Origin of the sequence: Nocardioides dokdonensis FR1436, assembly GCF_001653335.1 — a bacterium.
Classification (GTDB): Bacteria; Actinomycetota; Actinomycetes; order Propionibacteriales; family Nocardioidaceae; genus Nocardioides; species Nocardioides dokdonensis.
The window spans coordinates 2207095-2231770 of record NZ_CP015079.1; the positions used below are offsets into that span (position 1 = coordinate 2207095).

General features: G+C 71.9%; 24 protein-coding genes. 18 read left to right on the forward strand and 6 right to left on the reverse strand.

The window, feature by feature from the left end; translation table 11 throughout:
- Nucleotides 1–21 precede the first annotated feature (21 nt).
- The 11 genes from I601_RS10450 (at nt 22) to I601_RS10500 (ending at nt 9367) form a co-directional block, all read left to right on the forward strand.
- A complete protein-coding gene (locus I601_RS10450; RefSeq protein WP_084527442.1) occupies nt 22–1074 on the forward strand; it encodes a branched-chain amino acid ABC transporter permease in 1053 nt (350 codons plus the stop codon).
- Nucleotides 1071–2123, forward strand: a complete 1053-nt coding sequence (locus I601_RS10455; RefSeq protein WP_068109152.1) for a branched-chain amino acid ABC transporter permease — start codon at nt 1071–1073, stop codon at nt 2121–2123. The genes I601_RS10450 and I601_RS10455 overlap by 4 nt, the downstream gene beginning before the upstream one ends.
- Complete coding sequence (locus tag I601_RS10460; RefSeq protein WP_179948531.1) at nt 2120–2839, forward strand: ABC transporter ATP-binding protein; 720 nt, start codon at nt 2120–2122, stop codon at nt 2837–2839. Before I601_RS10455 ends, I601_RS10460 begins: the two co-directional genes overlap by 4 nt.
- A complete protein-coding gene (locus I601_RS10465; protein WP_068109158.1) occupies nt 2836–3540 on the forward strand; it encodes an ABC transporter ATP-binding protein in 705 nt (234 codons plus the stop codon). Before I601_RS10460 ends, I601_RS10465 begins: the two co-directional genes overlap by 4 nt.
- A 60-nt stretch (nt 3541–3600) precedes the next feature.
- Entirely contained in the window at nt 3601–4257 is a 657-nt protein-coding gene (locus I601_RS10470; RefSeq protein WP_068109161.1) for an aspartate/glutamate racemase family protein, read from the forward strand.
- Complete coding sequence (locus I601_RS10475; RefSeq protein ID WP_068109164.1) at nt 4254–5642, forward strand: FAD-dependent oxidoreductase; 1389 nt, start codon at nt 4254–4256, stop codon at nt 5640–5642. The genes I601_RS10470 and I601_RS10475 overlap by 4 nt, the downstream gene beginning before the upstream one ends.
- Nucleotides 5639–6169, forward strand: coding sequence for a hypothetical protein (locus I601_RS10480; protein ID WP_068109167.1), 531 nt, complete (start codon nt 5639–5641; stop codon nt 6167–6169). Before I601_RS10475 ends, I601_RS10480 begins: the two co-directional genes overlap by 4 nt.
- Nucleotides 6166–6519 (forward strand): EthD domain-containing protein, encoded by a 354-nt coding sequence (locus I601_RS10485; RefSeq protein WP_068109170.1) that lies wholly within the window; start codon nt 6166–6168, stop codon nt 6517–6519. The genes I601_RS10480 and I601_RS10485 overlap by 4 nt, the downstream gene beginning before the upstream one ends.
- Before the next feature lie 77 nt (nt 6520–6596).
- Complete coding sequence (locus I601_RS21480; protein ID WP_068109173.1) at nt 6597–8099, forward strand: serine/threonine-protein kinase; 1503 nt, start codon at nt 6597–6599, stop codon at nt 8097–8099.
- A 42-nt stretch (nt 8100–8141) separates the two neighbouring features.
- On the forward strand, nt 8142–8369 hold the full coding sequence (locus tag I601_RS10495) for a hypothetical protein (protein WP_157520033.1): 228 nt from the start codon (nt 8142–8144) through the stop codon (nt 8367–8369).
- Entirely contained in the window at nt 8366–9367 is a 1002-nt protein-coding gene (locus I601_RS10500; protein WP_068109179.1) for an alpha/beta hydrolase, read from the forward strand. The genes I601_RS10495 and I601_RS10500 overlap by 4 nt, the downstream gene beginning before the upstream one ends.
- Before the next feature lie 3 nt (nt 9368–9370).
- Here the strand turns inward: I601_RS10500 and I601_RS10505 are convergent, their stop codons facing one another.
- On the reverse strand, nt 9371–9691 hold the full coding sequence (locus I601_RS10505) for a DMT family transporter (protein WP_068114730.1): 321 nt from the start codon (nt 9689–9691) through the stop codon (nt 9371–9373).
- 33 nt (nt 9692–9724) lie between these two features.
- Between I601_RS10505 and I601_RS10510 the strand changes: the two genes are divergently transcribed.
- The gene (locus tag I601_RS10510; RefSeq protein ID WP_068109183.1) at nt 9725–10297 is read left to right on the forward strand and encodes a TetR/AcrR family transcriptional regulator; all 573 of its coding nucleotides are present in this window, start codon (nt 9725–9727) and stop codon (nt 10295–10297) included.
- 30 nt (nt 10298–10327) lie between these two features.
- The gene (locus I601_RS10515; RefSeq protein WP_068109186.1) at nt 10328–11323 is read left to right on the forward strand and encodes an SGNH/GDSL hydrolase family protein; all 996 of its coding nucleotides are present in this window, start codon (nt 10328–10330) and stop codon (nt 11321–11323) included.
- Between the two features lie 115 nt (nt 11324–11438).
- Here the strand turns inward: I601_RS10515 and I601_RS10520 are convergent, their stop codons facing one another.
- Both I601_RS10520 and I601_RS10525 read right to left on the reverse strand, forming a co-directional pair.
- Nucleotides 11439–12416, reverse strand: a complete 978-nt coding sequence (locus I601_RS10520; protein ID WP_157520036.1) for a hypothetical protein — start codon at nt 12414–12416, stop codon at nt 11439–11441.
- A gap of 223 nt (nt 12417–12639) precedes the next feature.
- On the reverse strand, nt 12640–14148 hold the full coding sequence (locus I601_RS10525) for an AtzH-like domain-containing protein (protein WP_068109192.1): 1509 nt from the start codon (nt 14146–14148) through the stop codon (nt 12640–12642).
- A gap of 57 nt (nt 14149–14205) precedes the next feature.
- Here I601_RS10525 and I601_RS10530 point away from each other — a divergent pair, with 57 nt between their 5' ends.
- Nucleotides 14206–14541, forward strand: coding sequence for a YnfA family protein (locus tag I601_RS10530; protein WP_068109194.1), 336 nt, complete (start codon nt 14206–14208; stop codon nt 14539–14541).
- A gap of 36 nt (nt 14542–14577) precedes the next feature.
- Here I601_RS10530 and I601_RS10535 read toward each other — a convergent pair whose 3' ends face one another.
- Complete coding sequence (locus tag I601_RS10535; RefSeq protein WP_068109197.1) at nt 14578–14772, reverse strand: hypothetical protein; 195 nt, start codon at nt 14770–14772, stop codon at nt 14578–14580.
- 97 nt (nt 14773–14869) lie between these two features.
- Here I601_RS10535 and I601_RS10540 point away from each other — a divergent pair, with 97 nt between their 5' ends.
- Nucleotides 14870–15688 (forward strand): thioesterase family protein, encoded by an 819-nt coding sequence (locus I601_RS10540; RefSeq protein ID WP_068109199.1) that lies wholly within the window; start codon nt 14870–14872, stop codon nt 15686–15688.
- Between the two features lie 22 nt (nt 15689–15710).
- Here I601_RS10540 and I601_RS10545 read toward each other — a convergent pair whose 3' ends face one another.
- Nucleotides 15711–17276 (reverse strand): sulfatase family protein, encoded by a 1566-nt coding sequence (locus I601_RS10545; protein WP_169834688.1) that lies wholly within the window; start codon nt 17274–17276, stop codon nt 15711–15713.
- Nucleotides 17277–17401: 125 nt separating this feature from the next.
- Here I601_RS10545 and I601_RS10550 point away from each other — a divergent pair, with 125 nt between their 5' ends.
- Both I601_RS10550 and I601_RS10555 read left to right on the forward strand, forming a co-directional pair.
- Nucleotides 17402–18763, forward strand: coding sequence for an HNH endonuclease signature motif containing protein (locus tag I601_RS10550; RefSeq protein WP_068109205.1), 1362 nt, complete (start codon nt 17402–17404; stop codon nt 18761–18763).
- A 214-nt stretch (nt 18764–18977) separates the two neighbouring features.
- The gene (locus I601_RS10555) at nt 18978–19310 is read left to right on the forward strand and encodes a hypothetical protein (protein WP_068109209.1); all 333 of its coding nucleotides are present in this window, start codon (nt 18978–18980) and stop codon (nt 19308–19310) included.
- A 43-nt stretch (nt 19311–19353) separates the two neighbouring features.
- Here the strand turns inward: I601_RS10555 and I601_RS10560 are convergent, their stop codons facing one another.
- The gene (locus I601_RS10560; protein WP_157520039.1) at nt 19354–21018 is read right to left on the reverse strand and encodes a hypothetical protein; all 1665 of its coding nucleotides are present in this window, start codon (nt 21016–21018) and stop codon (nt 19354–19356) included.
- 285 nt (nt 21019–21303) lie between these two features.
- On the opposite strand from I601_RS10560, the gene I601_RS10565 reads away from it, so the two are divergent.
- Complete coding sequence (locus tag I601_RS10565) at nt 21304–24543, forward strand: hypothetical protein (protein ID WP_068109214.1); 3240 nt, start codon at nt 21304–21306, stop codon at nt 24541–24543.
- Nucleotides 24544–24676: the final 133 nt, after the last annotated feature.

Genomic DNA, 24676 nt, shown 5'->3' on the forward strand with positions numbered 1-24676 from the left:
TCCGGACCGGAGCCTGAACCGATGAGCCACTCCACGAGCCAGCCACCCCGCCAGCCACCGGACGAGCCCACCGGAGAGGTGGTCGCGGACGAGTCCACGTCGTCCGCGACCACGGTCCTGGCCCGGCTGCGTGACTGGGCCATGCCGCTCGGACTCGCGGGCGCCGTCGTCCTCGGGCTCCTGCTCGTCTACACCGTGGGAGGGCGTGACTCCGGCCTGATCACCCAGTCGATCGTCACCGGCCTGCTGCTGGGCGGGGTGTACGCCCTGGTCTCGATCGGGCTCACGCTCATCTTCGGTGTCCTGGGCGTGGTCAACTTCGCCCAGGGGTCGATGCTCACCCTGTCGATGTTCCTGGTCTACGTGATGGTGACGTCGATGGGCATCCCCGTCTACGTCGCCACCTTGATCGCGATCCCGATCATGTTCGCCTTCGGCGCGACCATCCAGACGCTGTTCCTCAACAAGCTCACCACCTCGGGCAACCACGAGGGCCCGCTGCTGATCACCCTCGGGGTGTCGCTGCTGATCATCAACGGACTGCTGATGATCTTCGGCGGGCGGCCCAAGTCGGTGCCCGGCGGCGTCAGCGGGTCCATCACCGTCTTCGGCGCCATCGCCTCCTACGAGCGCCTCATCGCGTTCGGCGGCGCCGCGGTCGTGGCCCTGGTGCTGACCCTGGCGCTGAAGAAGACCTCGTTCGGACTCTCGATTCGAGCGGTCTCGGCCAACAGCCAGGCCGCGTCGCTGGTCGGGGTCAACGTCAACCGTGTCTACGCCATGACGTTCGGCATCGGCGCCGCCTGCGTGGCGGTGGCGGGCGGGCTCACCGTGCCCTTCCTCAGCCTGACGCCCACCGTGGGGGAGCAGTTCACGATCCTCGCCTTCGTCATCGTCGTCCTGGGCGGTCTCGGCAACGTCGTGGGGGCCATGGTGGGCGGGCTCGTGATCGGGCTCGTCCAGACCGTCGGTGCGCTCTACCTGCCCGGGACCGGGTCCCTGATCCTGGTCTTCGGGGTCTTCGTCCTCGTCCTCTTCTTCCGGCCCCAGGGCCTGTTCGGAGCCACGTCGTGACCGACACCGCAAGCCGCTACGGGACCACCCCCGTGGCCGCAGACGACCCGCGGCTGCGTGACACCGCGCAGCGACGGTCCTTCCTGGCCCTGCTCGTGCTCACCGCCGTGCTCGCCGTCCTGCCGCTCTTCCTGTCCGAGCGCCTCGAGTCGATCGCCATCCGCACCATGATCTTCGCGATCATGGCCGTCGGCTGGAACCTGATGAGCGGCTACGGCGGGATGTTCAGCTTCGGCCACGCCGCCTTCTTCGGCATCGGCGCCTACACCGACGCCTACCTCCTGGTCGAGCACGGCGTCTCGCCGTGGATCGCCATGGTCGTGGGTGCCGCCATCTCGGCGGCGGCCGGCACCCTGATCGCCTTCCTGTGCCTGCGCTACAAGCTCGCCGGGGCCTACTTCGCGCTGGCGACCTTCGCCTTCGCCCAGATGTTCCTGCTCGTGGTGCAGAACCTCGACTTCCTGCGCAAGACGCTGGGCTACAACATCCCGATCCTGCCCCGGGACTCCTGGGCGATGATGCAGTTCGCGCAGGGCAGCGACTACTACTTCTGGATCCCGCTGGGCATCCTCGCGCTCGCGCTGGCCATCACCATCGCCTTCGTGGGGGCGCGTTCGGGCCAGTACACCCAGGCGATCCGCGACGACGAGGTCGCGGCGGCGTCGCTGGGCATCAAGGTCCTGCGCTACCGCCTGGTCGCGGTCGCCCTCAGCTGTGCGATCACCTCGGTGGCGGGGTCCTACTACACCCAGTACTACTTCTTCGTCGGCCCCGAGCAGGCCTTCGGCGGCTCGGTGTCGATCGAGGCCATCATCCCGGCTGTCATCGGTGGCATCGGCACGATCTGGGGCCCGGTCGTGGGTGCCCTGGTCGTCGGTCCGCTCTCCGAGCTCATCGCCTCGATCCTGCGCAACCCGCCGGCGTTCTTGGACTTCCTCCAGGGGGTCACCGGCCTCGACGTGGCGGTGTACGCGGCGCTGCTCATCATCATCGTGCTCTTCATGCCGAAGGGCATCTACGGAACGATTCGGGACCGGTGGCGCAAATGAGCCTTCTCAAGATCGAAGGGCTGACGAAGTCCTTCGCCGGGCTCAAGGCCGTCAACAACATCGACCTCGAGGTCGCCGAGCACGAGTTCCTCGGCATCGTCGGCCCCAACGGTGCCGGCAAGACGACGCTCTTCTCGCTGCTGGCCGGTCAGATCCCGCCGACCCAGGGCCGGGTCTGGTTCGAGGGGCGTGAGATCACCGGGTGGAGCGCCGACCGCGTCGCGGCCGCCGGGCTCGTGCGCACCTTCCAGCTGATGCGCCCCTTCGAGAGCATGTCGGTGCTCGACAACGTCGCGATCGCCTCGCACGCCCGCCACCGCTCGCGGAAGGAGGCCCGGCGGCACGCGCTGGGGGTCATCGAGCGCGTGCAGCTCGAGCGCTACGTCAACGACCCGTCGGGCAGCCTGCCCACCGCCGGCCTCAAGCGTCTCGAGCTGGCCCGTGCCCTGGCCCTGGAGCCACGGCTGATCCTGCTGGACGAGGTGCTGGCCGGCCTGGTGCCGACCGAGCGCGCGCCGATGATCGACCTGCTGCGCGACCTGCACGCCGACGGGCTGACGGTGATGTTCGTCGAGCACATCATGGCCGCCGTCCTGGCCCTGTCCGAGCGCCTCCTGGTGATGCACGACGGTGCCAGGCTCGCGCTCGGAGACCCCCGCACCGTGATCGAGGACAAGGTCGTCATCGACGCCTACCTCGGGGAGGACTACGCATGATCCTCGACCTCCAGCAGCTGACAGCGGGCTACCGCAAGCTCCAGATCCTGCACGAGCTGTCCCTGCACGTGGACCGCCACGAGATCGTCTCCCTCATCGGCGCCAACGGGGCGGGCAAGACGACCACGCTGCGCGCCATCGCCGGCCTGATCGGGACGATGGGCGGCAAGATCGTCTTCGAGGGCGAGGAGATCCAAGGTCAGCGACCCGACACCATCGTGCGCTCCGGGCTCGTGCACGTGGCCCAGGACCGGGCTCTCTTCGGGGACCTGCAGGTCTGGGAGAACCTCGAGATGGGGGCCTACACGCAGCCCCGGTCCTCGATCAAGGGCTCGCTGGACGAGGTCTTCGACCTCTTCCCGATCCTGGCGGAGCGTCGCAAGCAGGTGGCCAAGACCATGTCGGGCGGCCAGCAGCAGATGCTCGCCATCGGCCGCGCCCTGATGGCCCGGCCGCGGTGCCTGACCCTGGACGAGCCGTCGGTCGGCCTGGCGCCGAACCTGGTCTCGCAGGTGCTCGACGCGATCAAGGCCATCCGGGACTCCGGGGTCACCGTCCTCATCGTCGAGCAGAGCGCCCGCCAGGCACTGGCGATCTCGGACCGTGCCTACGTCATCGAGAACGGCGCCATCGTGCTGGAGGGCACCGGCGCCGAGCTCTCCGACGACCCCCGGGTGCGCGAGGCGTACCTGGGCATGTGAGCCGCTGACGATCGTCGTCGGCCCACGAGCACCGCTACCGCACTTCCCCGGGAGGGACCCATGCACCTGCTGGCCATCACGCCGATCCACCTCGACGAGGACGAGATCGCGCGCCGCCAGGCCCGCTACGACCGGCTGGTGCCTGCCGGCGTCACCGTGCGGCTCGAGGACCTCGGCGCGGGCAGCGAGATCCCGCGCGCGCTCGAGACGGCCGCCGACGTGTCCGCCTCCGAGGCAGCGGTGCACGCGCGCTTCGCCGACGCGGACCTCGCCGGCGTCGACGCGTTCCTGCCCGACTGCGTGCTCGACCCCGCGGTGGACCACCCGGTGGCCCTGCCGCGCCCGGTGTTCGGGATCGGTCGGCTGTGCGCCGGGTTCCTCGCCGGGCTGGGAGGACGGATGGGGGCCGTGGCCCGCAACTCCGCGATCGCCGACGAGCTTGACCGCAAGCTGGCGTCGTACGGGCTGGCCCCGGTGCTGCCGACGGCGGTCCTCGACCTCTCGGTCGAGGACATCGCCGACGACGCGGTCTGGGCCTCGGCGGTGCGCCGCACCGTGGACCACCTGCCCGTGGACCACGTCTTCAACGCCTGCTCGGCGGTCGAGGTGGGGGCGCCCGACGGTGGTCCGCTGCTGGTCGATCCCACGCGCGTGGCACTCCAGCTGGTCGCCATGCGGCAGGCGCTCGCGAGCGCCGAGGCGGGCGGCCCCCGATGAGCCACGACGGTCCCGACCTCGTCGTCGCCGGTGCGGGGGGCGGACTGATCGGCGCCCTGCGTGCGGCCTCCCTGGGCCTCTCGGTGCTCGTCGTGGAGCGCAACGAGCACTACGCGGTCTCGAACAACACCGCCATGTCCACCGCGATGCTGCCGGGTGCCGGCTCGCGCTGGCAGCGCGAGCTGGGGCTCGAGGACTCGCCCGAGAGGTTCGTCGCCGACCTGGTCGCCAAGACCCACGGGGAGACCGACGAGCTGCTGGCCGGAGCGCTGGCCGGGGTGAGCGCTCGCCTGGTCGAGTGGATGGCTGACGACCTGGGGCTGCCGCTGTCGCTGGTGACCGACTTCCCCTACCCGGGGCACTCCCAGCTGCGGTGCCACACGGTGCCGGGACGCATCGGGCGCAACCTCCTGCGCGACGTGGTCCGAGCCGTGCGCGACAGCGACCTGATCGACGTGATGGTGCCGGCGACCCTGACCGACGTGGTGGTCGACGCCGCGGGGGTCACCGAGGTCGTCATCACCTCGGGCGGCCGCGAGGAGCGGGTGCCGACCCGCGCGGTGCTGCTGGCGACCAACGGCTTCGCCGCCGACGCCGAGCTCGTGGCCCGCCACATCCCCGAGATCGCCGGCGCGGTCTACCACGGCAGTGACGCCTCGCTCGGCGATGCGCTGCGCATCGGGGAGCGTCTCGGTGCCGCGACCGCGTTCCTGGACGCCTACCAGGGCCACGCGGCGCTCGCGATGCCGTCCGCCACCCTGACCGGCTGGGCCACCGTCATGCACGGCGGCGTCCTGGTGGACCGGGCCGGTGCCCGGTTCGGCAACGAGACGACCGGCTACTCCGAGTACGCCGCCCAGGTGCTGCGGCACGCCGGCGGCGAGGCCTGGATCGTGCTGGACCAGCGCATCCACGAGGCCTGCCAGGAGTTCCAGGACTACCGCGACACCGTCGAGTCCGGTGCGCTGCGCTGGGCCGAAGACGTGGAGTCGTTGGCCACGAGCATCGGCGCGGACCCGGCGGTGCTGCTGGAGACGATGTCGCGCGCCCGGGCCAGCGCCGGGGGCGCTGCGGACGAGTTCGGGCGGACGCACTGGGAGCAGCCGCTCGAGCCGCCGTACGCCGCGGTCGCGGTGCGCCCGGCGCTCTTCCACACCCAGGGCGGCCTGCGCGTCGACGAGCACGCGCGGGTCCTCACCCGCACCGGCGAGCCCATCGGTGGGCTCTACGCCTCGGGGGGAGCGGCCGCGGGCATCTCCGGCCACGGGTCGGGCGGCTACCTCGCCGGCAACGGCCTTCTCCCGGCGTTCGGCCTGGCGTTCCTGGCCGCTGAGCACCTCGCCGACCACGCACGAGCAGAGCAGCAGACGGAGGACGGGGCATGAGCGCGCTGGAGGACGCCCAGGAGGCGGCACTGCGATTCGTGGGGGAGGAGGCCGGCTTCGCCCAGGTCACCACCCTGGACATCAAGGGCTTCCCGGTGTCGCGGTCCATGACCGCGTTCCTCGCCGACGACTGGTCGGTCTCGCTGGTGCAGCGCCACAGCCACCAGCGCATGAACCAGATGCGCCGGGACCCGCACATCCTCGTGACCTGGGTCGGCAGCCCCGCCCCCGGCGCCACCAACGAGCGCCCGCACGTCTTCGACATCGGACAGCTCCCGCCACGAGCGGTCTTCGTGCGCGCCACCACCGAGTTCATGGACGAGGAGTGGACCTGGGACTGCTACGAGCGCGAGGTGCACCGACAGCGCTCGCAGGGTTTCGACCGGGCGCCGCTGCGCAGCCGCGACCAGGTCCGCGAGGACCTCGTCGGTGTCCGCCTCGAGCCCTACCGGGTGCGCCTGGAGGGCTTCGGCGAGGGCGCCCAATCGTTCGACTGGACCATCACCTCGACCTCAGGAGACTCATGAGCATCAAGACCATCCTCGGCTACGACATCGTCCCCGGCGTCTCGGAGGAGGAGTACGAGGCGTGGCTGTTCGACGTGCACGCGCCCGACCTGCTGGCGAACCCCCACCTCGACAAGATCGTCTTCAACAAGGTGCTGCGTCCGGTCACCCAGGCCTCCGGCGGGACCGCCGACGTCCCGGAGGGGCTGACCTTCTACCGGATCGCGGAGATGTACTACGCCGACGAGGAGGCCTACCAGCGCTACCTCGCCTGGTTCGACGAGAACCCGCTGCCCAAGGACCGCGGCCCGGGCGGACGCACGGCCTTCCGGTTCTACCTGGTCACCGAGAGCACCACCGTCACCCGCTGATCCTGCTCCCACCACCCCTGTGAGGGCGTAGGTCCGCACCACAGTGGGTAGACAGGTGGGTTGTCGGAAGGAGTGTGATGGCACCGGAACTGATCGCGGGTCGATACCGCGTCGAGCGTGAGCTGGGCCGAGGGGGCATGGGCGCGGTCTGGCTGTGCCGTGACGAGATGCTGGGCCGGCAGGTGGCGGTCAAGCAGATCGGCGCGCTGCCGGGCGAGGCGGCCGACCTGGCCCGGGCGCTGCGCGAGGCCCGCAGCTCGGCGGCGCTGCAGCACCCGAACGTGGTGTCGGTCTTCGACGCCATCGACGAGGGCGAGACCATCTGGTTGGTGATGGAGTACGTGCCCTCGCGCACGCTGTCCCAGCTCGTGCGCGACGACGGTCCGCTCGACCCGCGCCGTGCCGCCGGGCTCGGCGCCCAGGTCGCCGAGGGGCTCGCGCTGGCCCACGACCGCGGCACGGTGCACCGCGACGTGAAGCCGGGCAACGTGCTGGTCAAGGAGGGCGACCACGCCAAGATCTCCGACTTCGGCATCGCCCGCAGCAACACCGACGACGAGCACCGCACGCAGACCGGTCTGATGACCGGCACCCCGGCGTACTTCTCACCCGAGCTCGCCCGGGGCGCCGACCCGACACCCGCCTCGGACGTCTGGGCGCTCGGGGCGACGCTGTACGCCGCCGTGGAGGGGCGCCCGCCGTTCCCCAGCCGGGACAACGCGATCGCGATGCTGATGGCGATCGCCCACGACCGGCCCGAGCCGCCGCGGCACGCGGGACCGCTGGCCGGCGTTCTCGGCCACATGCTCGACCCGGAACCCGACGCCCGGTGGAGCATGGCGCGGGTGGCCCGCGAGCTGCGCGCCGTCGCCGGCGGCCGCGACGACAGCGGTGACCGGGCCGCCGCCGCGACCGCACCGATGACGGCCGTCGCGCCGGCCGTGGTGCCCGAGCCGGAGCCCGAGCCCGACCCCGCCCCGACGCCCGCTGCGACCCCCGCTGCGACCCCGGCGTCGGCCGTGGGCGCGGCCGGGACCGCCGACCGGCGACGCGGGATCTGGATCGCGGTGGCCGCCGTGGTGCTGCTGGTCCTGGTCGCGCTGGGCGGGTTCGCGCTGCTGGGCGGCTCGGAGGACGACCAGGCGCCGGCCGCCGACGACAGCAGCGCGACACCGGAGGCGACCGGCGACCCGAGCGACGACACGACGGCCTCCTCGGCGCCGACCGCGGACGGCTCGAGCGCCGCACCGGAGGAGACCGAGGACCCGGGCAACGACGCCGACGTCAGCGGCAGCGACGCCGAGGGCGTCGTCAGCGACTACTACGCCGCGCTGCCGCAGGACGTCGACACGGGCTGGGCCACGCTCAGCCCGGACCTCCAGGACGAGATCGGACGCGACAGCTACGACGGCTTCTGGGCCACGATCTCCTCGGTCAGCATCCAGGAGGTCGACGACGTCGGCGACGGTGTGGTCGACGTGACGCTGACCTACGATGGCGGCTCGCGCGAGACGCGCCGCATCGAGGTCGGCCCGGTCGACGGCGACCTGCGCATCCTCAGCGACAGCGTGGTCGGCTGAAGACGCGTGAACCACCGTGACAACGGGTATGCGGACCTGTAGGTGACATCATCGCCGGCGCTCCGCGCCGGCCAGGAGGGAGACATCATGATCGGCGGCATCATTTCCAAGGTCCTCGGAGGCGGTCGCGGTGGCAGCCGCCGCGGCGGCGCGGTCGGCACCCCCGGTGCCGGCGGTGCAGGCATGGGCGGCACCCGCGGCGGCTCCAGCAAGGACGCAGCGATCGGTCGCGGCGTGCGTGGGGTGCTGGGCCGCTTCACGCGCCGTTGAGCGACCGCTCGGCACACCCACGGCTGCCGCTCGGCGTCCGCGCGCTGGACTCCCTGTTCCGCGTCGCGCCGTCGATGTCGGTGGCCCGCATGGACGAGGAGCGGTTGCGCCGGGTCCAGGGGGTCGCCATCCCGACCCGGGGCCCGGCCAACCTGCTCCTCGGCCGTCCGCGGCGCGGCGTACGGATCAGCACGCGCACGTTCGACGCCGGCCACGGGCCGTTACCGCTGCGCCTCTACACCCCCACCCGCGCCACGACCGGTCCGCGACCGGTCGTGCTGCACCTGCACGGCGGCGGCTTCGTGCTGGGCAGCGCCCGGCAGGGGGACTGGCTGTGCAGCGTCGTGGCCGACGAGCTCGACGCGGTCGTCGTCGCCGTCGACTACCGGCTCGCGCCCACGCACCGGTTCCCGGCGGCGCTCGAGGACTGCTACGAGGCGCTGCTGTGGACCGCTGCGCACGCCCGGGAGCTGGGGGCCGACCCCGACCGGCTCGGCCTGATGGGCGACAGCGCCGGCGGCAACCTCGCCGCCGTCCTGGCCCTGGTGGCCCGCGACGAGGGCGGGCCGGGGGTGCGCCACCAGGGGCTCGTCTACCCCGCGACCGACCTGACCGACGCGACCCGCGAGCACGCGTCGTACGTCGGCAACCGGGGGATCGTGCTGAGCAACGACGACCTCGAGGTGTTCTACGGCCACTACCTGCCCGAGGGCACCGATCCCGCCGACTGGCGGCTCTCACCGGTGCGGGCGCCCGACCTGTCCGGACTGCCGCCCGCCCTGGTGGTGGTCGCGGGGCTGGACCCGCTGCACGACAGCGGGGTCGGGTACGCCGAGGCGCTGGTCGCCGCCGGCACGCCGGCGCGGGTGGAGGACTTCCACCTGATGCCGCACGGGTTCCTGAGCTTCCCCTACCTGGCGCGCAGCGCGCGCGACGCCGCGACCGCGCTGGTCACCGACCAGCGTCGGCACCTCGGCGGCGCGCGCCCCGGCTCCTGAGGCTCAGTGCGCGCCGCTGAGGTTGAGCCCGACGACGCCCACCACGATCATCCCGAGGGAGGCCGCGCGGATCCAGCCGAGCGGCTCGCTGAGGAAGACCACCCCGACGATCGCCACCAGGGCGGTGCCGAGGCCGGCCCACACGGCGTACGCGACCGAGACCGGCATCGTGCGCACCACCAGGGCCAGCAGCCACAGCGCCACGGCGTAGCCGCTGACCACCGCGACCGTCCAGCCGGGACGCGTGAAGCCCACGGTGCGCGGCAGCAGCGCGGTGGACACGACCTCGACCACGATGGCGAGGGTGAGCAGGACGGCGGGCACGGGCTCCACTGTAGCGATCGCTACAATCGGGCCATGGATCGCCGCGAACGGCTGCTCGACGAGGTCACCGACCACGTCCTCGAGCACGGGCTGATCGGGCTGACGCTGCGCCCGCTCGCCGCTGCCATCGGCACCAGCGACCGGATGCTGATCTACCACTTCGAGAGCCGCGACGCCCTCGTCTCCGCGGTGGTGCTGCGCGTCAACGAGCGCGCCGTGGCCGCCGTCGAGGCGCTGCCGGCGCGGCGGACCGTCCGGGCGGGCGTGCACGGGCTGTGGGAGGCCTTCGGCGCCGCGCCGCTGCAGGCCCTGATCACGGCCTACGTCCAGGCCGCCGCGACCGGGCTGCTGGGGGAGGAGCCCTACCGCACCGACGTGCGCGCCAGCAACGACCAGTGGGCGGCCGCGCTGCGCGACTACTTCGTGCGCTGCGGCGCGCCGCCTCGTCGCGTGCGCCGCGTGGTGCGGCTCGTCGACGCCTCCCTGCTCGGGCTGCACGTCGACCTGGCCACCGAGTCCTCCGACCAGCTCGCCGGCGTCGTCGACGACCTGGCCCGTGCCGCGCAGGGGCTCGCGCACCCGGAGACCGGCCGGCCCGAGACGTGACCTGAGTCGCACTGCGACGTTGTGCCAGTCATGACGATCCGACCGCTCGCCTCCCTCGTCACCCTCACCGCCGCCGTCCCGCTCGTGGGCGCCCTGCTGCTCGCGCCGACCGCCGTGGGCACGGCCGTGTCAGCACCGGCGCCGCAGGAGCGTCGCCTGCCGGTCGTCATGGAGTACGTCGCGCTGGGCGACTCGTGGACCGCCGACGTGGTGCTGGTCGACCGCTACGGGCTGCCGGACACCACGCACGCGCCGATCGACTGCGCCCAGTCGAAGCAGAACTACCCCAAGATCGTGGCCGAGGCGCTGTCGGTGACCGAGTTCCGCGACGCGTCCTGCGGCTCGGCGACCACCCAGGACTTCCGGCGCCCCCAGGACGGGCTGCCGCTGGGCGGCACCAACCCGCCGCAGTTCGACCGGCTCAGCCCCACCACCGACCTGGTCACCGTCGGCATCGGCGGCAACGACGCCGGCATCGCGGGTGCCGGCCTGGACTGCCTCAACCTGCTGCCCGCGCCCAACCCGGTCTCCGACTCCGGGCCCGGCCTGCCGCTGGGCGGCTGCAAGGCCAAGTACACCGCCGGCGGCAAGGACCGGCTCGCGGAGCGGATCCGCGCCTCGGAGATCAAGGTCGTCAAGGCGCTGCGCCAGATCCACCGCCGCGCGCCCCGGGCGCGGATCCTGGTGATGGACTACCTCGACGTGGTGCCCGACCACGGCTGCTACCCGACGCTGCCGGCCACCGACGAGGACATGGCCTACATCTCCGCCAAGTTCCGCCAGCTCAACAAGATGGTGCACCGCGCCGCCCGCCGCGGGGGCGCCGAGGTCGTCAACACCTACCGCCAGAGCGCCGGGCACGACCTGTGCCAGGCGCCGCAGGTGCGCTGGGCCGAGACCTACGGCCCCTCGGTCAACGATCCTGCCGTCGGCGTGCCCGCCCACCCCAACGCCGCCGGCGCCCGCGCCCAGGCGGCGTACCTGCTGCAGCACCTGCGGGACACCGACCCCGACGTCTACCAGTGAGGGCGGCCACCGCTCCTGCATGAGTCCCCGGTCGACCGGGGACTCATGCACTGGATGGGTGTTGCAACGCCCGACAAGTGCTGGGGATGCCTGACAAGCAGCCCGGGCGCCCGGCTCAGGCGCTGAGCAGCGGCGGGTGCAGCACGCGGTTGATGCGATCGGCGGTGGCGGCGCCGTGCTGCAGGTCGTTCCAGTCGACCCGGACCGGGCGCCACTGGGTGATCTCGCAGACCTGCTGCTCGCGGGCCTTCTCGCGGAGCACGACATCGGTGATGGTCTCGCCGGGGCGCAGCAGCTTGGTGTACTTGATCTTGCCGTCGAACTCCATGTAGACGCCGAGCTCGGGCCAGGCGAAGTCGACGCGGGCGACGAGCCGGCCCCACCGGTCGCGGATCTCGTACTGAGGGATCGGCATCGGCAGGCCGAAGAGCCAGCAGAGGTAGAAGAGGCGGCTCTCACCGACCGACTCGATCCGTGCGTCGCACAGCATGAAGACCGTGTTCGCGGTCAGCGTGTGCGGCCAGTGGTCCATCGGATCCGTGGCGTCCTCGCCGATCGCCCGGTAGCGCCGCTCCAGCTCCTCGGATGTGGTCAGCCCACGGTGCAACAGGTCGTTGACGACGCACAACGCGGCCTCGGTGCGACCGGACGTGGTGACCTCGATGCCCAGCCGGGTGGGGGAGGAGACGATCACCCCGCCCCGAGTGACCGTGTCCCCCGGCAGGAGCTTGCCCCGGTGCTGCTGGACGCCTGCCTCGTGCCGGCCCGCCTTGCGGTCCGGTCGGGTGACGTGCACGTCGGTGAGGTCGAGGCCCCACGTCGGGGCGCCCCAGAACGGCAGCGCCGAGGTGTGGGAGACCACGAGGGGAGTACCCGCCTGGGCGACGACTGCCCGGGCGCGGAGGCCGTTGCGTCCGGCCTCGTCCAGAGCGTCGTACGCCGCCGCGTCGACGTAGGCGCCCCACCTCACCTTCGCCAGGTCGCGACGGGCCACGGCGCGGGCGATGGCGCGGTCGGTCCAGCCGGCCTCGATGAGGTGCTTGCGGAGCTGGATCGGGCTGAGCATCGGGTTGGTTGCTTCCAGTTCATCCATGCCTGGGCCGATGCCCGGCGCCCCGAACGCCTACCCAGGGGGTTGCTGGCCTGTGGGGAGGCGGAACCCGGGCCGCGCCTGTGGACAACAAATGGCCCGGGCTCGGGACGACCCAGCTGGCCCGGGATCACTTGTCAGGCAACTCCAGCACTGGATGGGTGTTGCAACGCCTGACAAGTACCGGAGTCCCCGGTCGACCGGGGACTCCTGCAGCCCGGCCGGCCTACCCCAGGGAGGCAGCCAGGGCGAGGAGGTCGCGGTCGCGGCCGGGGGCGGCGGTGAGGCTGACGCCGCAGGGCAGACCGGCGGCGGTGCGCAGCGGCAGGCTGACGGCGGGCAGCCCGCCGAGGGGCGCCAGGCAGGTCAGCAGGAGGGTGGCGCCGCGGACCGGCCCGAGGTCGCTGCCCAGGAGCGGGGCGACCGACGGGGTGGTGGGCAGCACCAGCACGCGGTCGCCGACGAGCTCGCGCAGCCGGGTGCGGGCGGTCTGCACGACGCCCTGAGCCCGCTCGGCGGTGCGCTCGTCGATGGTCGCGGCGTGCTCGAAGCGGGCCCGCACGTCGGGGCCGAGCAGGTGCAGACGTTCGCGCAGCCACGGGCCGCGCACGGTCCAGGCCTCCCACGCCTGCCAGGTCGAGAAGGCGCGGCGCCACTCGTCGAGCTCGCCCAGCGACCACGTCTCGCGCACCACCAGCCCCTGCGCCGCGGCCCACGACTCGACCGCGTCGCGCACGTCGGGCTCGGCGAGCGCGAGCAGCTCGGGCACCAGCACCAGCTCCGAGGTGCCGGCGGGTCCGGCGGTGTCGGGCAGCAGCACGTCGCCGACGAGGGCCAGCAGGTCGGCGTCGCGGGTCAGCCAACCGACGCTGTCGAAGCTCGGCGCCAGCGCCAGCACGCCGTGGGTGCCGATCGCACCGTGCGTGGTGCGCACGCCGTACAGGCCCTGGTAGGCCGCCGGCACCCGCACCGACCCGGCGGTGTCGGTGCCGAGCCCGATCGTGGCGTGCCCGAGCGAGACCGCGCTGGCCGGGCCCGACGACGACCCGCCGGGCACCCGGTACGGCGCCCGCGGGTTGGGTGGGGTGCCGAAGTGCGGGTTGGCGCCGAACAGTGACCAGCCGAGCTCGTCGGCGCGGGCGATGCCGCGCAGGTCGGCGCCCGCCTCGACGAGACCGAGCACGGCCTTGGCGTCGCCGCGCTCGACCGGCGCGCCGGCCTCCCAGGCGGGGTTGCCGCCGCCGACCGGGTGCCCGGCCACGGCGTAGACGTCCTTGACCGCGACGCTCTCGCCCGACAGCGGCCCGCCGGGGGTGCCCGGCACGAGCGGGTCGCCGACCACCCGCCAGATCCGGCTGTCCAGGGCCGGCGGGGGCTCGGAGGTGTGCGCAGCGGTGATCACCCACCCGTCGGCGGTGCGCGCCCACAGCTGGGTCTGCTGGCCGCGGCCGCCGGACTCGTGCTCGGTCAGCGCCACGACCAGCGCGTGGTCGGGGTCGGTGACCTGCACGTGGGTCTGCACGAGACGGCGCGGCGGCGGGGCGGCGGCGTACGCCGTGATCGCGTCGCTGCCCACCAGCAGCCCGTGCGGGTCGCCGGCCAGGGTGCTGGAGCCGGGCGCCACGAACCGCGCCAGCGCCGTCGTGTCCCCCTCGGCGGCCGCGCGCTCGTAGTCGCGGAACGCCTCCACGAGCCCGTCGGGGACGGGCAGGGCGGGGCCGGACGGTGCGGTCATCGCTGCTGCTCCACGAGGCCGAGTCTGCCCGACCCGAGGCGGTGGGAGACTGCAGGCGTGCCCGTCGTCGCCTCGCTGCTGCTCTTCGTCCTGGCCGCGTTCGCCGAGATCGGGGGTGCGTGGCTGGTCTGGCAGGGCGTCCGCGAGGACCGTGGCTGGCTGTGGATCGGGGCGGGCGTCATCGCACTGGGCCTCTACGGCTTCGTCGCCACGCTCCAGCCGGACGCCCACTTCGGGCGCATCCTCGCGGCGTACGGCGGGGTGTTCGTGGCCGGCTCGCTGGTCTGGGGGATGGTCGCCGACGGCTTCCGCCCCGACCGGTACGACGTCACGGGTGCGCTGGTGTGCCTGGTCGGGGTCGCGGTGATCATGTACGCCCCGCGCCCGGGCTGAGCCCGCCCCGGCCTGGTCCGTCCGACGAGAGCGGTCTCAGTCCTGGCGGCTGTCGTCCACGCGCTCCTGCGGGGCGTGCAGCTCGACGTCGGAGTCGGGGTCCGTGGCGTTGAGCTGCTCCTCGGGATCCTGGTCGAGCCGGTCGGCGGCGTCGGCGGGGGAGATGCCCTCCTCGTCCGGCACGCCCTCGGTGTGCAGCGGCTGGTCGTCGCGACCGTGCAGGGTGCCCATGTCGTCCTCCGGTCCTCGGGTGATGGGCGTCCCACCCTGCATCGCCGGTCGCCGGGTGGCTTCACCCCACCGGTGATGCGCTGGATATCTTCGTCCCATGACGACGCAGCGCGCCGAGTTCGACGCCGACACGACCGTGACCCCCGCCGGTGCGGGCCGGTACGCTGCGCAGCTGGCGCCCGGCTGGAAGGTGGGGGGCGGCCTCAACGGCGGCTACCAGCTGGCCGTGATCGGCACCGCGATCAGCGCGCACCTGCCCGAGAAGCCCGACCCGGTCGCGATCAGCGCCTACTTCCTCTCCGCCGCCGAGGCCGGGCCGGCGACGGTCGACGTCGAGGTCAAGCGCGCCGGCGGACGGATGTCGACGGTCGCTGCCGAGATGACGCAGGGCGACGCGACGCGGGTCAGCGTGCTGGCGACCTACTCCGACCTCGACCGGTTCGACGGCGACGTGCGCACCACCGCGGTCGAGCCCGAGCTGCCGCCGCGCGAGGAGTGCGTGGGGCGCGCCGACGTGCCGTCGTACGTGCTCGAGATGGCGCCGCTGATGTCGCGCTTCGACATGCTCTTCCCGCGCGAGCAGTCCGGCTGGACGGTCGGGGAGCACACCGGGGAGGGGCGCTTCCAGGCGTGGTTCCGCCTCGCCGACGACCGCGAGCCCGACCCGCTGGCGCTGCTGCTGGTCCTCGACGCGCTGCCCCCGGTCACCTTCGACCTCGGTCTGGTCGGGTGGGCGCCGACGCTCGAGCTGTCCGCGCACGTGCGCGCCAAGCCGGCCCCGGGCTGGCTGAAGGTGCAGCACCACACCCGCAACCTCGCGGGCGGGATGTTCGAGGAGGACTGCGAGGTCTGGGACTCCACCGGGCGCCTGGTCGCCCAGTCGCGCCAGCTGGCGCTGGCGCCGCGCGCCTCCTGAGCGGAGCCTCGGCCACCAGGGCTCAACGCGGCTGCGGCACCGTCCCGAAGTCCTGCTGCTCGCACTGGCTCACGCCTGAGCAGTCCTCCAGCGACCGGTAGCGGCGGCGCAGCTCGCCCAGCACCGGCGCGTACGCCGCCCGGTCGGCGACGTTGTCGATCTGGAAGCGGTCCTCGCGGCGGTCGTAGAGCTCCTCGGACCCGTCCCACCAGCGGGCGTAGGTCCAGCGGCCGGTGCGTACCCCGCGCCACTCCCACCCGAAGGCGGCGAGCGCCTCGGGGTCGCTGGTGCCGGCCTGGATGAGCGAGGTGTCGTTGACCGGAGCGCCCTCCGCCCAGCCGGGCTGCAGGGTGATGCCGTCGGTGTGCCCGGCGCGGCGGACCTTGCCGAGCACCCCGGCGAGGTCGAGGAAGGTCGGCGCGAGGTCGACCATGCTGGCGGTGGCCGTGCTGGTGCTGCCCGGCTCGATCCCGGGCCCGCGCAGCAGCAGCGGCACCTGCAGCGCCTCCTCGTAGGGGTAGTTCTTGCCGAAGAGCCGGTGCTCGCCGAGCAGGAAGCCGTTGTCGCTGACGAAGACGATGAGCGTGTTGTCGAGCTCGCCGCTGCGGCGCAGTGCCCGGACCGTCCGTGCGTTGGCCTGGTCGATGGCCTGCAGGGAGCGCGCCCGGTCGCGGACCTGGCGGGTCAGGGCGGGCAACGACAGCCGGTCGCGTCCGCTGATCGCGGCCGGCTTGTCGGACATGTCGTCCTCGTTGAAGGAGGCCTTGTCGCGGGTGCTCAGGCGCAGGTCCGAGAACATCTCGGCGTGCCGACGCGCGGGCACCGGCGGGCCCCACCCGTCGACGTACGCCGCGTGCGGACCGACGTGGGAGGCCCAGAGGAAGAACGGCGCGCGCCGCGGCGCGTACTCCTTGATCAGGCGCACCGACTCGTCGCGCACGATGTCGGCGACGTACTTCTCGCCGAAGCCGCGCGGCTCGCCGTCGTTGTAGAAGGTGGTGCCGTAGTAGGAGTAGGTGCGGGCGCCGGTGGGGGAGTAGAAGTCCCAGCCACGCGGGCGGGGCTCCTCGAAGGTGTACTCGTTGAGGTTCTTGCCCACGAACGCCGTGCGGTAGCCGGCGCGGCGCAGCCACGGCCCGAGGTTCTCCTTCTCGTTGCCGGCCACGAACGCCGGCCACCCGCCGTAGGGGCCGTCGTTGTGGCGCACCCCGTTGTTGTGCGCGTACTCGCCGGTGAGGATCTCCGCACGCGCCGGGCAGCACAGCGGGTGCGGGTTGATCGCGTCGGTGAACTCGATGCCCGCGCGCCCCAGCAGCCGCCGCGTGCGCGGCATGAACCGCATCTCGGTGTCGGTCTGGTCGTCGGTGGTGATCAGCACGATGTTGGGTCGCGCCTGCGGGCGGGCCGGCGCCGGCGGCGCCTCCGTCCGTTGCGGGCGTCCGGGAGCCTCGGTCCGCTCCGCGCGCCCCGGACGCTGCGGGCGCCGTCCGTCGTCGGTCTGCGCGGGCCAGGTGCTCACGAGCAGCGCCAGCACCAGGGCGCCGACGAGGAGCAGCACGCCCGTGAGGACGCGCAGCCGCCTGGGCATGTCCGAGAACCCCATGTCTTGGTAGACGCAGCGGATCCGGATTCGGTTGCCACGAGTCACGATTCTTCTTCCACAACCTCGGCCTGCCCATTGCTCTCGAACTCCAGTTCGAGTAAAATCAGGTCATGGCAGCCGTTCTCACCACCACCTCCGGCCGCAGTGTCGGCGAGGCGGACGTGGCACGGCTGAGCGAGGTCGAGCTGGTGGAGGAGATCCGGGCCCTGGAGGAGCTGAAGGCGCAGGCCTCGGCTCGGCAGGTCGAGGCGACGGCGCGCCTGGACGTGGTCGTACGCCGCCGCCACGCAGCGGCCGGTCTGCCGGCGGACCGCCACGGGGTCGGGGTCGCCTCCCAGGTGGCCCATGCTCGCCGTGAGTCACCGGTGCGCGGTGCGCGGCACCTGGGGCTGGCGAAGATCCTGACCCGGGAGATGCCGCACACGCTGGCCGCGATGCGGGCCGGCTGGTGCAGCGAGTGGCGCGCGACCCTGCTGGTCCGCGAGACCGCCTGCCTGTCGTTGGAGCACCGCCGCCAGATCGACGCCGAGCTGATGACCGAGCCCTCGACCACGCAAGGGTGGGGCGACAAGCGGCTCATCAACGAGGCCCGCACCCGGGCCTACCGGCTCGACCCGCACGCCCACCTCGCCCGCTCCCGCAAGGCCGAGGCCGACCGGTACGTCTCCATCCGCCCGGCACCCGACACGATGACCTGGGTCAGCGCCCTGCTGCCGGTCAAGCACGGCGTCGCGGTCTATGCGGTCCTCAAGAACGCCGCCGACCACGCCCGCGCCACCGGCGACGAACGCACCCGTGGCCAGGTCATGGCCGACACCCTCGTCGCCACCCTGCTCACCCCCGCCGAGCCGGCGCAGACGTCCACCCCGCCCACGGGCCCGGTCGCGGTGAACCTGACCATCTCCGATGCCACCCTGCTCGCCGGCGGCCACGAACCCGCCTGGATCACCGGCTACGGCCCCGTCCCCGCCGGGTTCGCCCGCAACCTCGTCGCCGACGCCCTCGCGGAGGCGCACGCGACGCTGAGGCGGCTCTACACCAGCACCACCGGCGCCCTGACCGCCATGGACTCCAGGTCCCGCACCTTCCCGGCCGGCCTCGCTCTGTTCATCGAGCTGCGCGACCAGTCGTGCCGCACCCCCTGGTGCGACGCACCGATCCGCCACCACGACCACGTCCGGCCCCACACCACCGCCGGCCCCACCAGCGGCCACAACGGCCAAGGCCTCTGCGAGGCCTGCAACCACGCCAAGGAAGCCCCCGGCTGGACCTCACAACCCACCACCAGCCCCGACGGGCGCCACCAGGTCGAGATCACCACCCCCACCGGCCACCAGACCCGATCCAGAGCACCCGACCTCCCACCCGGCGACCCACCGGCGTACGCGTCGATGCGCGACTTCACCCAGGCCGTCGTGCTCCGGCTGCGTCGCCATCGGGAGCTCGAGCTCGTCCGCACCCCCGTCGCCTGAGCGGCGCGGCTCAGGCTGCCCTGCCCTCGGTGTCGTCGTCGCGCAGCGCCACCTCCAGCCCGGTTGGCTTGAGTGCTGTGGACGCTGATTCACTGGAGCCATGCCTACTTTTCGCCGCTTTTCGGTTGGTGTTGCGCTTGTCCTGTCCACTTCCCTCGCGGGTTGTGGAGGCGATGGATCCCCAGATGCTGATGCGGAGGGCGCTACGCAGGTAGTGGAGACCGAGGAGCAGTGCGACGCCGCCGTCAAGGTGCGTGGTGACGAAAAGGCCCGTTGGAAGACGGACGGCTTCACGATCCTCCAGGACGGCACACAGGCGTTCTACAAGTCGACTCACAAGAAATTCGCGCTCTCTGTCTTCCCGGACATGGAAGACATGCCGGCCCACGCAGTCCTCACGGTCAAGGGCGCCAGTTACACCACTCAGGACTCGGGGCAGGTGGATGCGGACCCCGAGGGCAGCGGGGCAGAGGTCGAGGCCGTCGCCACAGGTGTCGAACCTGGCGCCTCCGTGAAACTGACGGCATCCATCTCCTGCACGCAGTAGTTGGGCGCTCCTGAGAAGCGGTCGACAGTCGGACGGAGTCGTACTACGCGCCAGCATCCGTGATCGCGGGGCCGACCTTGAGCCACCACGAGGCGACGGCGCGATCGTTGGGCGGCAGCGAGTCCATCTGGTGCAGGTGGGCGGGCGCGCCGCTGCCGAGGGCGAGCAGCGCCGCGGAGCGCACGCCCCCGTGCGACGTACGCCGCGCGGTCTCGGCAATGCTGGTGGCCTCCTCGTCGTCGAGCGGCTCGCCGCACAGGCCCAGTGCACTCAGGGCGCGCCGCTGGAACCAGGGGTGCCGCTCGTCGGTGGCCATCGCGGCGACGTCGTCGCGCCCGCTGCCGAGGCCCAGCAGCCAGACCGCCTCCCAGGCCCGGCCGCTGACGAACTGGCTCTCGCCGGTGGCCAGGTTGAGGCAGCCGTCGGCCACGGCGTCGCGGTAGGGGCTGACGCTCAGGAGGTGGGCGGCGGTCGCACGGCGCGACCCGTGCACGTGGAAGAGCACCTCGCGCACCAGGCGGTAGAGCAGCTGGTCGGGCTCGGTGGCGTACGTCGACGGCGTGACGGCCTGCGCCTCCTGGGCGATGGTGCGGCTCAGGGCGCGGGCGACGTCGCCGGGCAGCAGGCAGCGGGTCTCCCGCGCCTGGTCGAGGCGGTTGCGCATCTGCGCGTCGCGCACGGTGGCGAGCACCCGGCGGTAGGACGTGTCGGGCAGGTGGGCGGCCAGGTCGAGGATGTCGATGCCCTGCTGGCCCTGGGGGGAGACGAGCTCCCGGACCGCGCGCTGCTCGAGCAGGGCCAGGGCCACGCCCTGGAAGTGCCCGCGGTCGGCCTTGGTGGCCGCGACCTGGACCGCGCCCTGGCCGATGGTGCGGCTGTCGCTGTCGAGCAGGCGCAGCACCAGCTTGCTGGCCTGCTCGGCGGGCACGTGCTGCAGCAGGGGGAGCAGGGGGGTAACGACCTGGACGGCCGGCTCGGTGAGCCACTCACCGAGCGCTTGCACGAGGTGACGCTGGGCCACCGGGTGGCAGATGAGGGTGACGGCCGCCTCGTAGCGCCGCAACCGGTCCGGGCCGGTGGTGCGGGCGAGCTCGTTGACCAGACGGGCGCAGAGCGCCTCCCAGGTGGGGCGAGGCAGGAGCACCATCTCGAAGCGGGTGAGCTCGACGGCCAGGCTGAGCCAGTCACCGCCCGCCATCGGCCGCAGCGGGTCGCTGGCGCGCTCCATCAGGTCGCCCGCGACGTGGTCGGCGGGGGCGTCGGGATCGCCGAAGTGGACCGGATCGGGGGCCGGGCCGCTCGGGTCGCACATCCGCAGCAAGCCGCGATGGGCGGCCACGAGACTGCCCTTGGCCAGGCCGAGGACGTCCTCGTAGCCGCATAGGGCCCGGGTCGGCACCGCCTGCGCGCCGGACTCCCAACGGCTCAGGCGCGTCACGTCGGCCGAGACTCCCGTGTCCCGCAGGCTCGTCACGAACGAGGCGCGGCGGGCGGCGTCCGGGTCGGGGGAGAGGGAGCGGCAGGTCGAGAGCAGCCACGCGGTGCGCGCCGCGGCGTTCACAGTGCCGGAGCGCATCGAGCTGGGGTCGTCCGGCATCTGCACCGGCCGGCCGCGGCGCTTCTGGGGCGGCTGCGCGGCGCCGGCGGGGGCGGTTCGTGAGGTCCTCGCGCGGCTCGCGCGGGTCCAGGGGGACGTGGGTCCCGGCAATGCGTGCTCCTCGAGGCCGAAGTATGAGGTCTCAGCGGCTCCAGGGCGGAACCGATGCGCCTATGTACCCACAACTAGTGACGGACGCCATGGTTATTGCAAAGGATCTTGCTTCTGGCATTAATCACCCCTCCCGAGTCTTTACGTTCCTAGAGTCCTGATCGTCTGACTCGGTGCCTTGTGTCCAAGTCAGGCTCACAGCGGCCTTTCTTGGATCGCTGTGGCATGACTTCGAGCCCAGCTCGATGTCAGTCCTCTTCACACATCCGGAAGGATCACTTGCACATGAACAGCAGCGGCATTAAGCGGGGGCTGGCCGGTTCGGCCATCACCGCCCTGGCGATCACGGGTCTCCCGTTCCTCGCTTCCTCAGCCAACGCCGACTCCCTCGCGGCTCAGGAGGGTCTCGCCACCGGCGTCACCCTGCAGAGCCCCGAGTTCGTCGCGTCCGTCGAGAACGACGGCTCCGAGAGCACCGTGCACCTGGTCGCCACCGGCGGCTCGGACGTGCAGCAGGTGCGCTTCGAGTTCCAGAACGCGGGCGGCACCTGGGTGCCGATCGCCACCGTCTCCCGCAACGCAGGTGCCTTCTCGACCGAGTGGGCCCCGCCCCCGGCGACCTTCAACAGCACCGTTCCGGTGCGTGCCGTGGCCCTCGGCTCGGTCGGTACTGAGATCGGCACCCCGGACACGAACAACGTCGACGTGGACGCTGACGCGGACGCGATCGACATCGCCTATGCCCCCGGCGCCGAGGTCGGCGTCTTCAAGCAGGACTACGCCACGGAGGGCCAGGAGGCCCTGCTCGGTGCCGTCTCCGGCACCACCTCGGACCTGGCTGCCGACCCGGCGCTGACCTTCGAGTCGAACACGGGCGCGCCGACCACGTCGGAGGACGTCGCGGGCGAGGTGGAGACCGGCGACACGAGCCGCACCTACTCGGCCCCGGTCGACTTCACCGGCTACAGCTTCGACACCGTGGCTCCCATCGTCAACGAGGCCCTCATCCTGGCTCAGGCCGAGGGCGAGGACGCGGAGCCGGTCAACATCTACAAGCAGAGCATCTCCGGCGTCACCGTGACTGCCGAGAACTCGAACGTGCAGGGCTCGACGCCGACCGACATCGCCGTCAAGGTGACCGACTCGAAGGGCAACCCCATCGTGGGTGCCCAGGTCGTCGCCGAGGACGCCGTCACCGGCGCCAACAGCGGCACCGACGTCGAGTACACGAACTCGCAGGGCGAGGCCGTGTTCGAGGGTGCCACCGGGTCGGCCAACGGCACGGCGTATGACTTCTACGTCAACACCACCGACAACGACGTCTACGAGAACGGCGTCGACTTCCGTCGCTCGGTGACCGTGGGCAGCTACACCGCGGCTCCCACCACCATCACCACGTCGTCGAAGGACGGCGCGGCCTTCGACGTGGATGAGAACGCCACCGGCGACCTGCGTGTGCGGGTGCTGGACCAGAACGGCAACCCGGTCAACAACCAGACCGTGTCCTACTCGCTGTCCGTGGACTTGTTCCCGCCCGCGACCGGCGCGGCTCCGACGAACCCGCCCGCCACGACCGGCAACGTCACGACCGGCCCCGAGGGCTACGCCAACATCCCCTTCACCGACAAGGGCGACGGCGAGTACACGCTGTCCGCTTACGTCAACCTTGACGGCACCCCCGGTCAGGGTGCTGGCGACCTCTCTGCCCAGGACTTCGTCTTCAAGGCCGGCGACGCCGAGCTCGAGTTCGATGACGAGATGGACAACGCCGCCGGCACCACGGCCACCTACGACGCGACGCTCGCGCTGGTCGACGGCACCCCGCTGGCCGGCCGAAAGGTCCGCTTCACCTACGCCGCGAACGGTGACGACGTGGTCGTCGCCGCGCAGGGCGCCCAGCCGAACGGCACCGAGCGGATCAGCAACACCGTGGCTGACGCGGTGACCGGCAGCGACGGGTCGGCGAGCGTCGCCCTGTCCGACCCGGCCAACACCCCGACCCGCTCGGAGCTCGACGGCGAGCTCGACGCCGCCTCGGTGACCAACACCTTCGGCAACGCCGGTGCTGACGCCGACGCTGTCGAGGTCAACTTCGTCACCGACGAGGTCGACGGCACGGCCGTCGTCAAGATCGCGGCGAACACCGCCGAGGGCACCCCCGGCCAGGTCACCACCGGCACCGTCAAGGTGACCGTTGACGACCCTGACACCACCGCTGTCGAGACTGACCCGGCCGCCAACGTTCTCGTTACGCTGACGGTCGACGGTGACGCCTTCTTCACCACCGCCGCCGGCGAGCCGACCGACCCGAAGGAGGGTGACCTCGAGGGTGACATCGTCGACCGGGGTCAGTCGATCACGGTCGTCACGGATGTCAACGGCAACGCGACGTACTACCTGGGCGTCAAGCGCAGCGAGGACTTCGACGACGACGGCGAGGCCGTAGTCGACGTGACCGCCTCGGTTGATGGGTCCTCTGACGATGAGGACTACAAGTTCTCGTCTGAGGACCCGCTGAACGGCGGCGACGTCAACATCAAGCTGGCCAGCGCTCAGTTCCAGACGAGCAGTGTTCTGCCGAAGCTCCCGCTGACCGACACGGTCGCCTACGACGTCATGGTCACCGACCAGTTCGGCAACCCGGTCAAGGGCGAGGATGTCGACATCGACATCGACGGTGTTGGCACGGCGTCCGCCAGCTCGGTGACGACCGACTTCAACGACAACGTCGAGTTCACTGTGGCCTCGAACGTTGCCGGGAACTCGAAGCCTGTCGGCACCTGGGACGCTCCGGTCAACGAGTACAACGCCGCCGGCGTCGTCGTCCCCACCACTGACGACATCGAGGGTGAGGGCCCGGCGGTCGAGTTCTACGCCGTCGACTTCGCTAACAGCACCTACACGCTGTCGCAGAACGGCGAGGAGACCCAGCCCGTCGGCACCACGGTCATCATGACCTACTCGGCTGTCGACCAGAATGGCGAGCCGATCGAGCTGTTCGTCGACTTCTTCCGCACCGGTCCCGATGACCTGCAGGGTGGCGAGTCCAACTCGAAGGACGTCTTCACGGGTGAGGATGGCAAGGCCACCTACGTGTTCTCCGGCACCAAGGAGGGCACTGCCACGGTCACGGCCATCGCATCCGAGACCGCTACCGGCGAGGCGATCGCTGACACCCAGGTCACCGACACGGTGAGCTTCGGCAAGGTTGGCGGCGGCGAGGAGCCGGTCGTCGTCGAGGCGATCATCTCGGGTGACAGCAACGGCCCGAAGAAGGATGTTGTCCGCTTCCAGGTCGACGACGAGGCCGAGGGCGCCACGGTCAAGCTCTTCAAGATCCGTGGCACCAAGTCGCAGGGCAACAAGCGGCTGGTCCAGGTTCGCGAGGATGTCGTCCCCGAGGGCGGCACGCTCACCTTCAAGGTGGCTGACCGCAACGGGAACAAGAAGACCCGCTTCATCGCGAAGGTCTCCGCCACGGAGCTCTCGCAGAAGGCGAAGTCCAACACCCAGAAGCTCCGCTGAGCTTTAGCTGGACCAAGTGAGGAGTTCCGGGGCGGCCCACCCGCCCCGGGACGACTCTCCCTGGGGGAGCCGTAGAGGACGCCCCCACTCCTGCGCCCAGTCACCTGAGCGAGTTCCACTGAGCACAGCTCAC

What these genes read in the sequence shown, in the direction of transcription:
- I601_RS10450 (WP_084527442.1), top strand. Translation starts at nt 22, where the DNA reads ATGAGCCACTCCACGAGCCAGCCACCCCGCCAGCCACCGGACGAGCCC.
- I601_RS21480 (WP_068109173.1), top strand. Translation starts at nt 6,597, where the DNA reads ATGGCACCGGAACTGATCGCGGGTCGATACCGCGTCGAGCGTGAGCTG.
- I601_RS10465 (WP_068109158.1), top strand. Translation starts at nt 2,836, where the DNA reads ATGATCCTCGACCTCCAGCAGCTGACAGCGGGCTACCGCAAGCTCCAG.
- I601_RS10550 (WP_068109205.1), top strand. Translation starts at nt 17,402, where the DNA reads ATGGCAGCCGTTCTCACCACCACCTCCGGCCGCAGTGTCGGCGAGGCG.
- I601_RS10545 (WP_169834688.1), bottom strand. Translation starts at nt 17,276, where the DNA reads ATGCCCAGGCGGCTGCGCGTCCTCACGGGCGTGCTGCTCCTCGTCGGC.
- I601_RS10470 (WP_068109161.1), top strand. Translation starts at nt 3,601, where the DNA reads ATGCACCTGCTGGCCATCACGCCGATCCACCTCGACGAGGACGAGATC.
- I601_RS10520 (WP_157520036.1), bottom strand. Translation starts at nt 12,416, where the DNA reads ATGGATGAACTGGAAGCAACCAACCCGATGCTCAGCCCGATCCAGCTC.
- I601_RS10525 (WP_068109192.1), bottom strand. Translation starts at nt 14,148, where the DNA reads ATGACCGCACCGTCCGGCCCCGCCCTGCCCGTCCCCGACGGGCTCGTG.
- I601_RS10475 (WP_068109164.1), top strand. Translation starts at nt 4,254, where the DNA reads ATGAGCCACGACGGTCCCGACCTCGTCGTCGCCGGTGCGGGGGGCGGA.
- I601_RS10515 (WP_068109186.1), top strand. Translation starts at nt 10,328, where the DNA reads ATGACGATCCGACCGCTCGCCTCCCTCGTCACCCTCACCGCCGCCGTC.
- I601_RS10535 (WP_068109197.1), bottom strand. Translation starts at nt 14,772, where the DNA reads ATGGGCACCCTGCACGGTCGCGACGACCAGCCGCTGCACACCGAGGGC.
- I601_RS10540 (WP_068109199.1), top strand. Translation starts at nt 14,870, where the DNA reads ATGACGACGCAGCGCGCCGAGTTCGACGCCGACACGACCGTGACCCCC.
- I601_RS10460 (WP_179948531.1), top strand. Translation starts at nt 2,120, where the DNA reads ATGAGCCTTCTCAAGATCGAAGGGCTGACGAAGTCCTTCGCCGGGCTC.
- I601_RS10480 (WP_068109167.1), top strand. Translation starts at nt 5,639, where the DNA reads ATGAGCGCGCTGGAGGACGCCCAGGAGGCGGCACTGCGATTCGTGGGG.
- I601_RS10510 (WP_068109183.1), top strand. Translation starts at nt 9,725, where the DNA reads ATGGATCGCCGCGAACGGCTGCTCGACGAGGTCACCGACCACGTCCTC.
- I601_RS10565 (WP_068109214.1), top strand. Translation starts at nt 21,304, where the DNA reads ATGAACAGCAGCGGCATTAAGCGGGGGCTGGCCGGTTCGGCCATCACC.
- I601_RS10485 (WP_068109170.1), top strand. Translation starts at nt 6,166, where the DNA reads ATGAGCATCAAGACCATCCTCGGCTACGACATCGTCCCCGGCGTCTCG.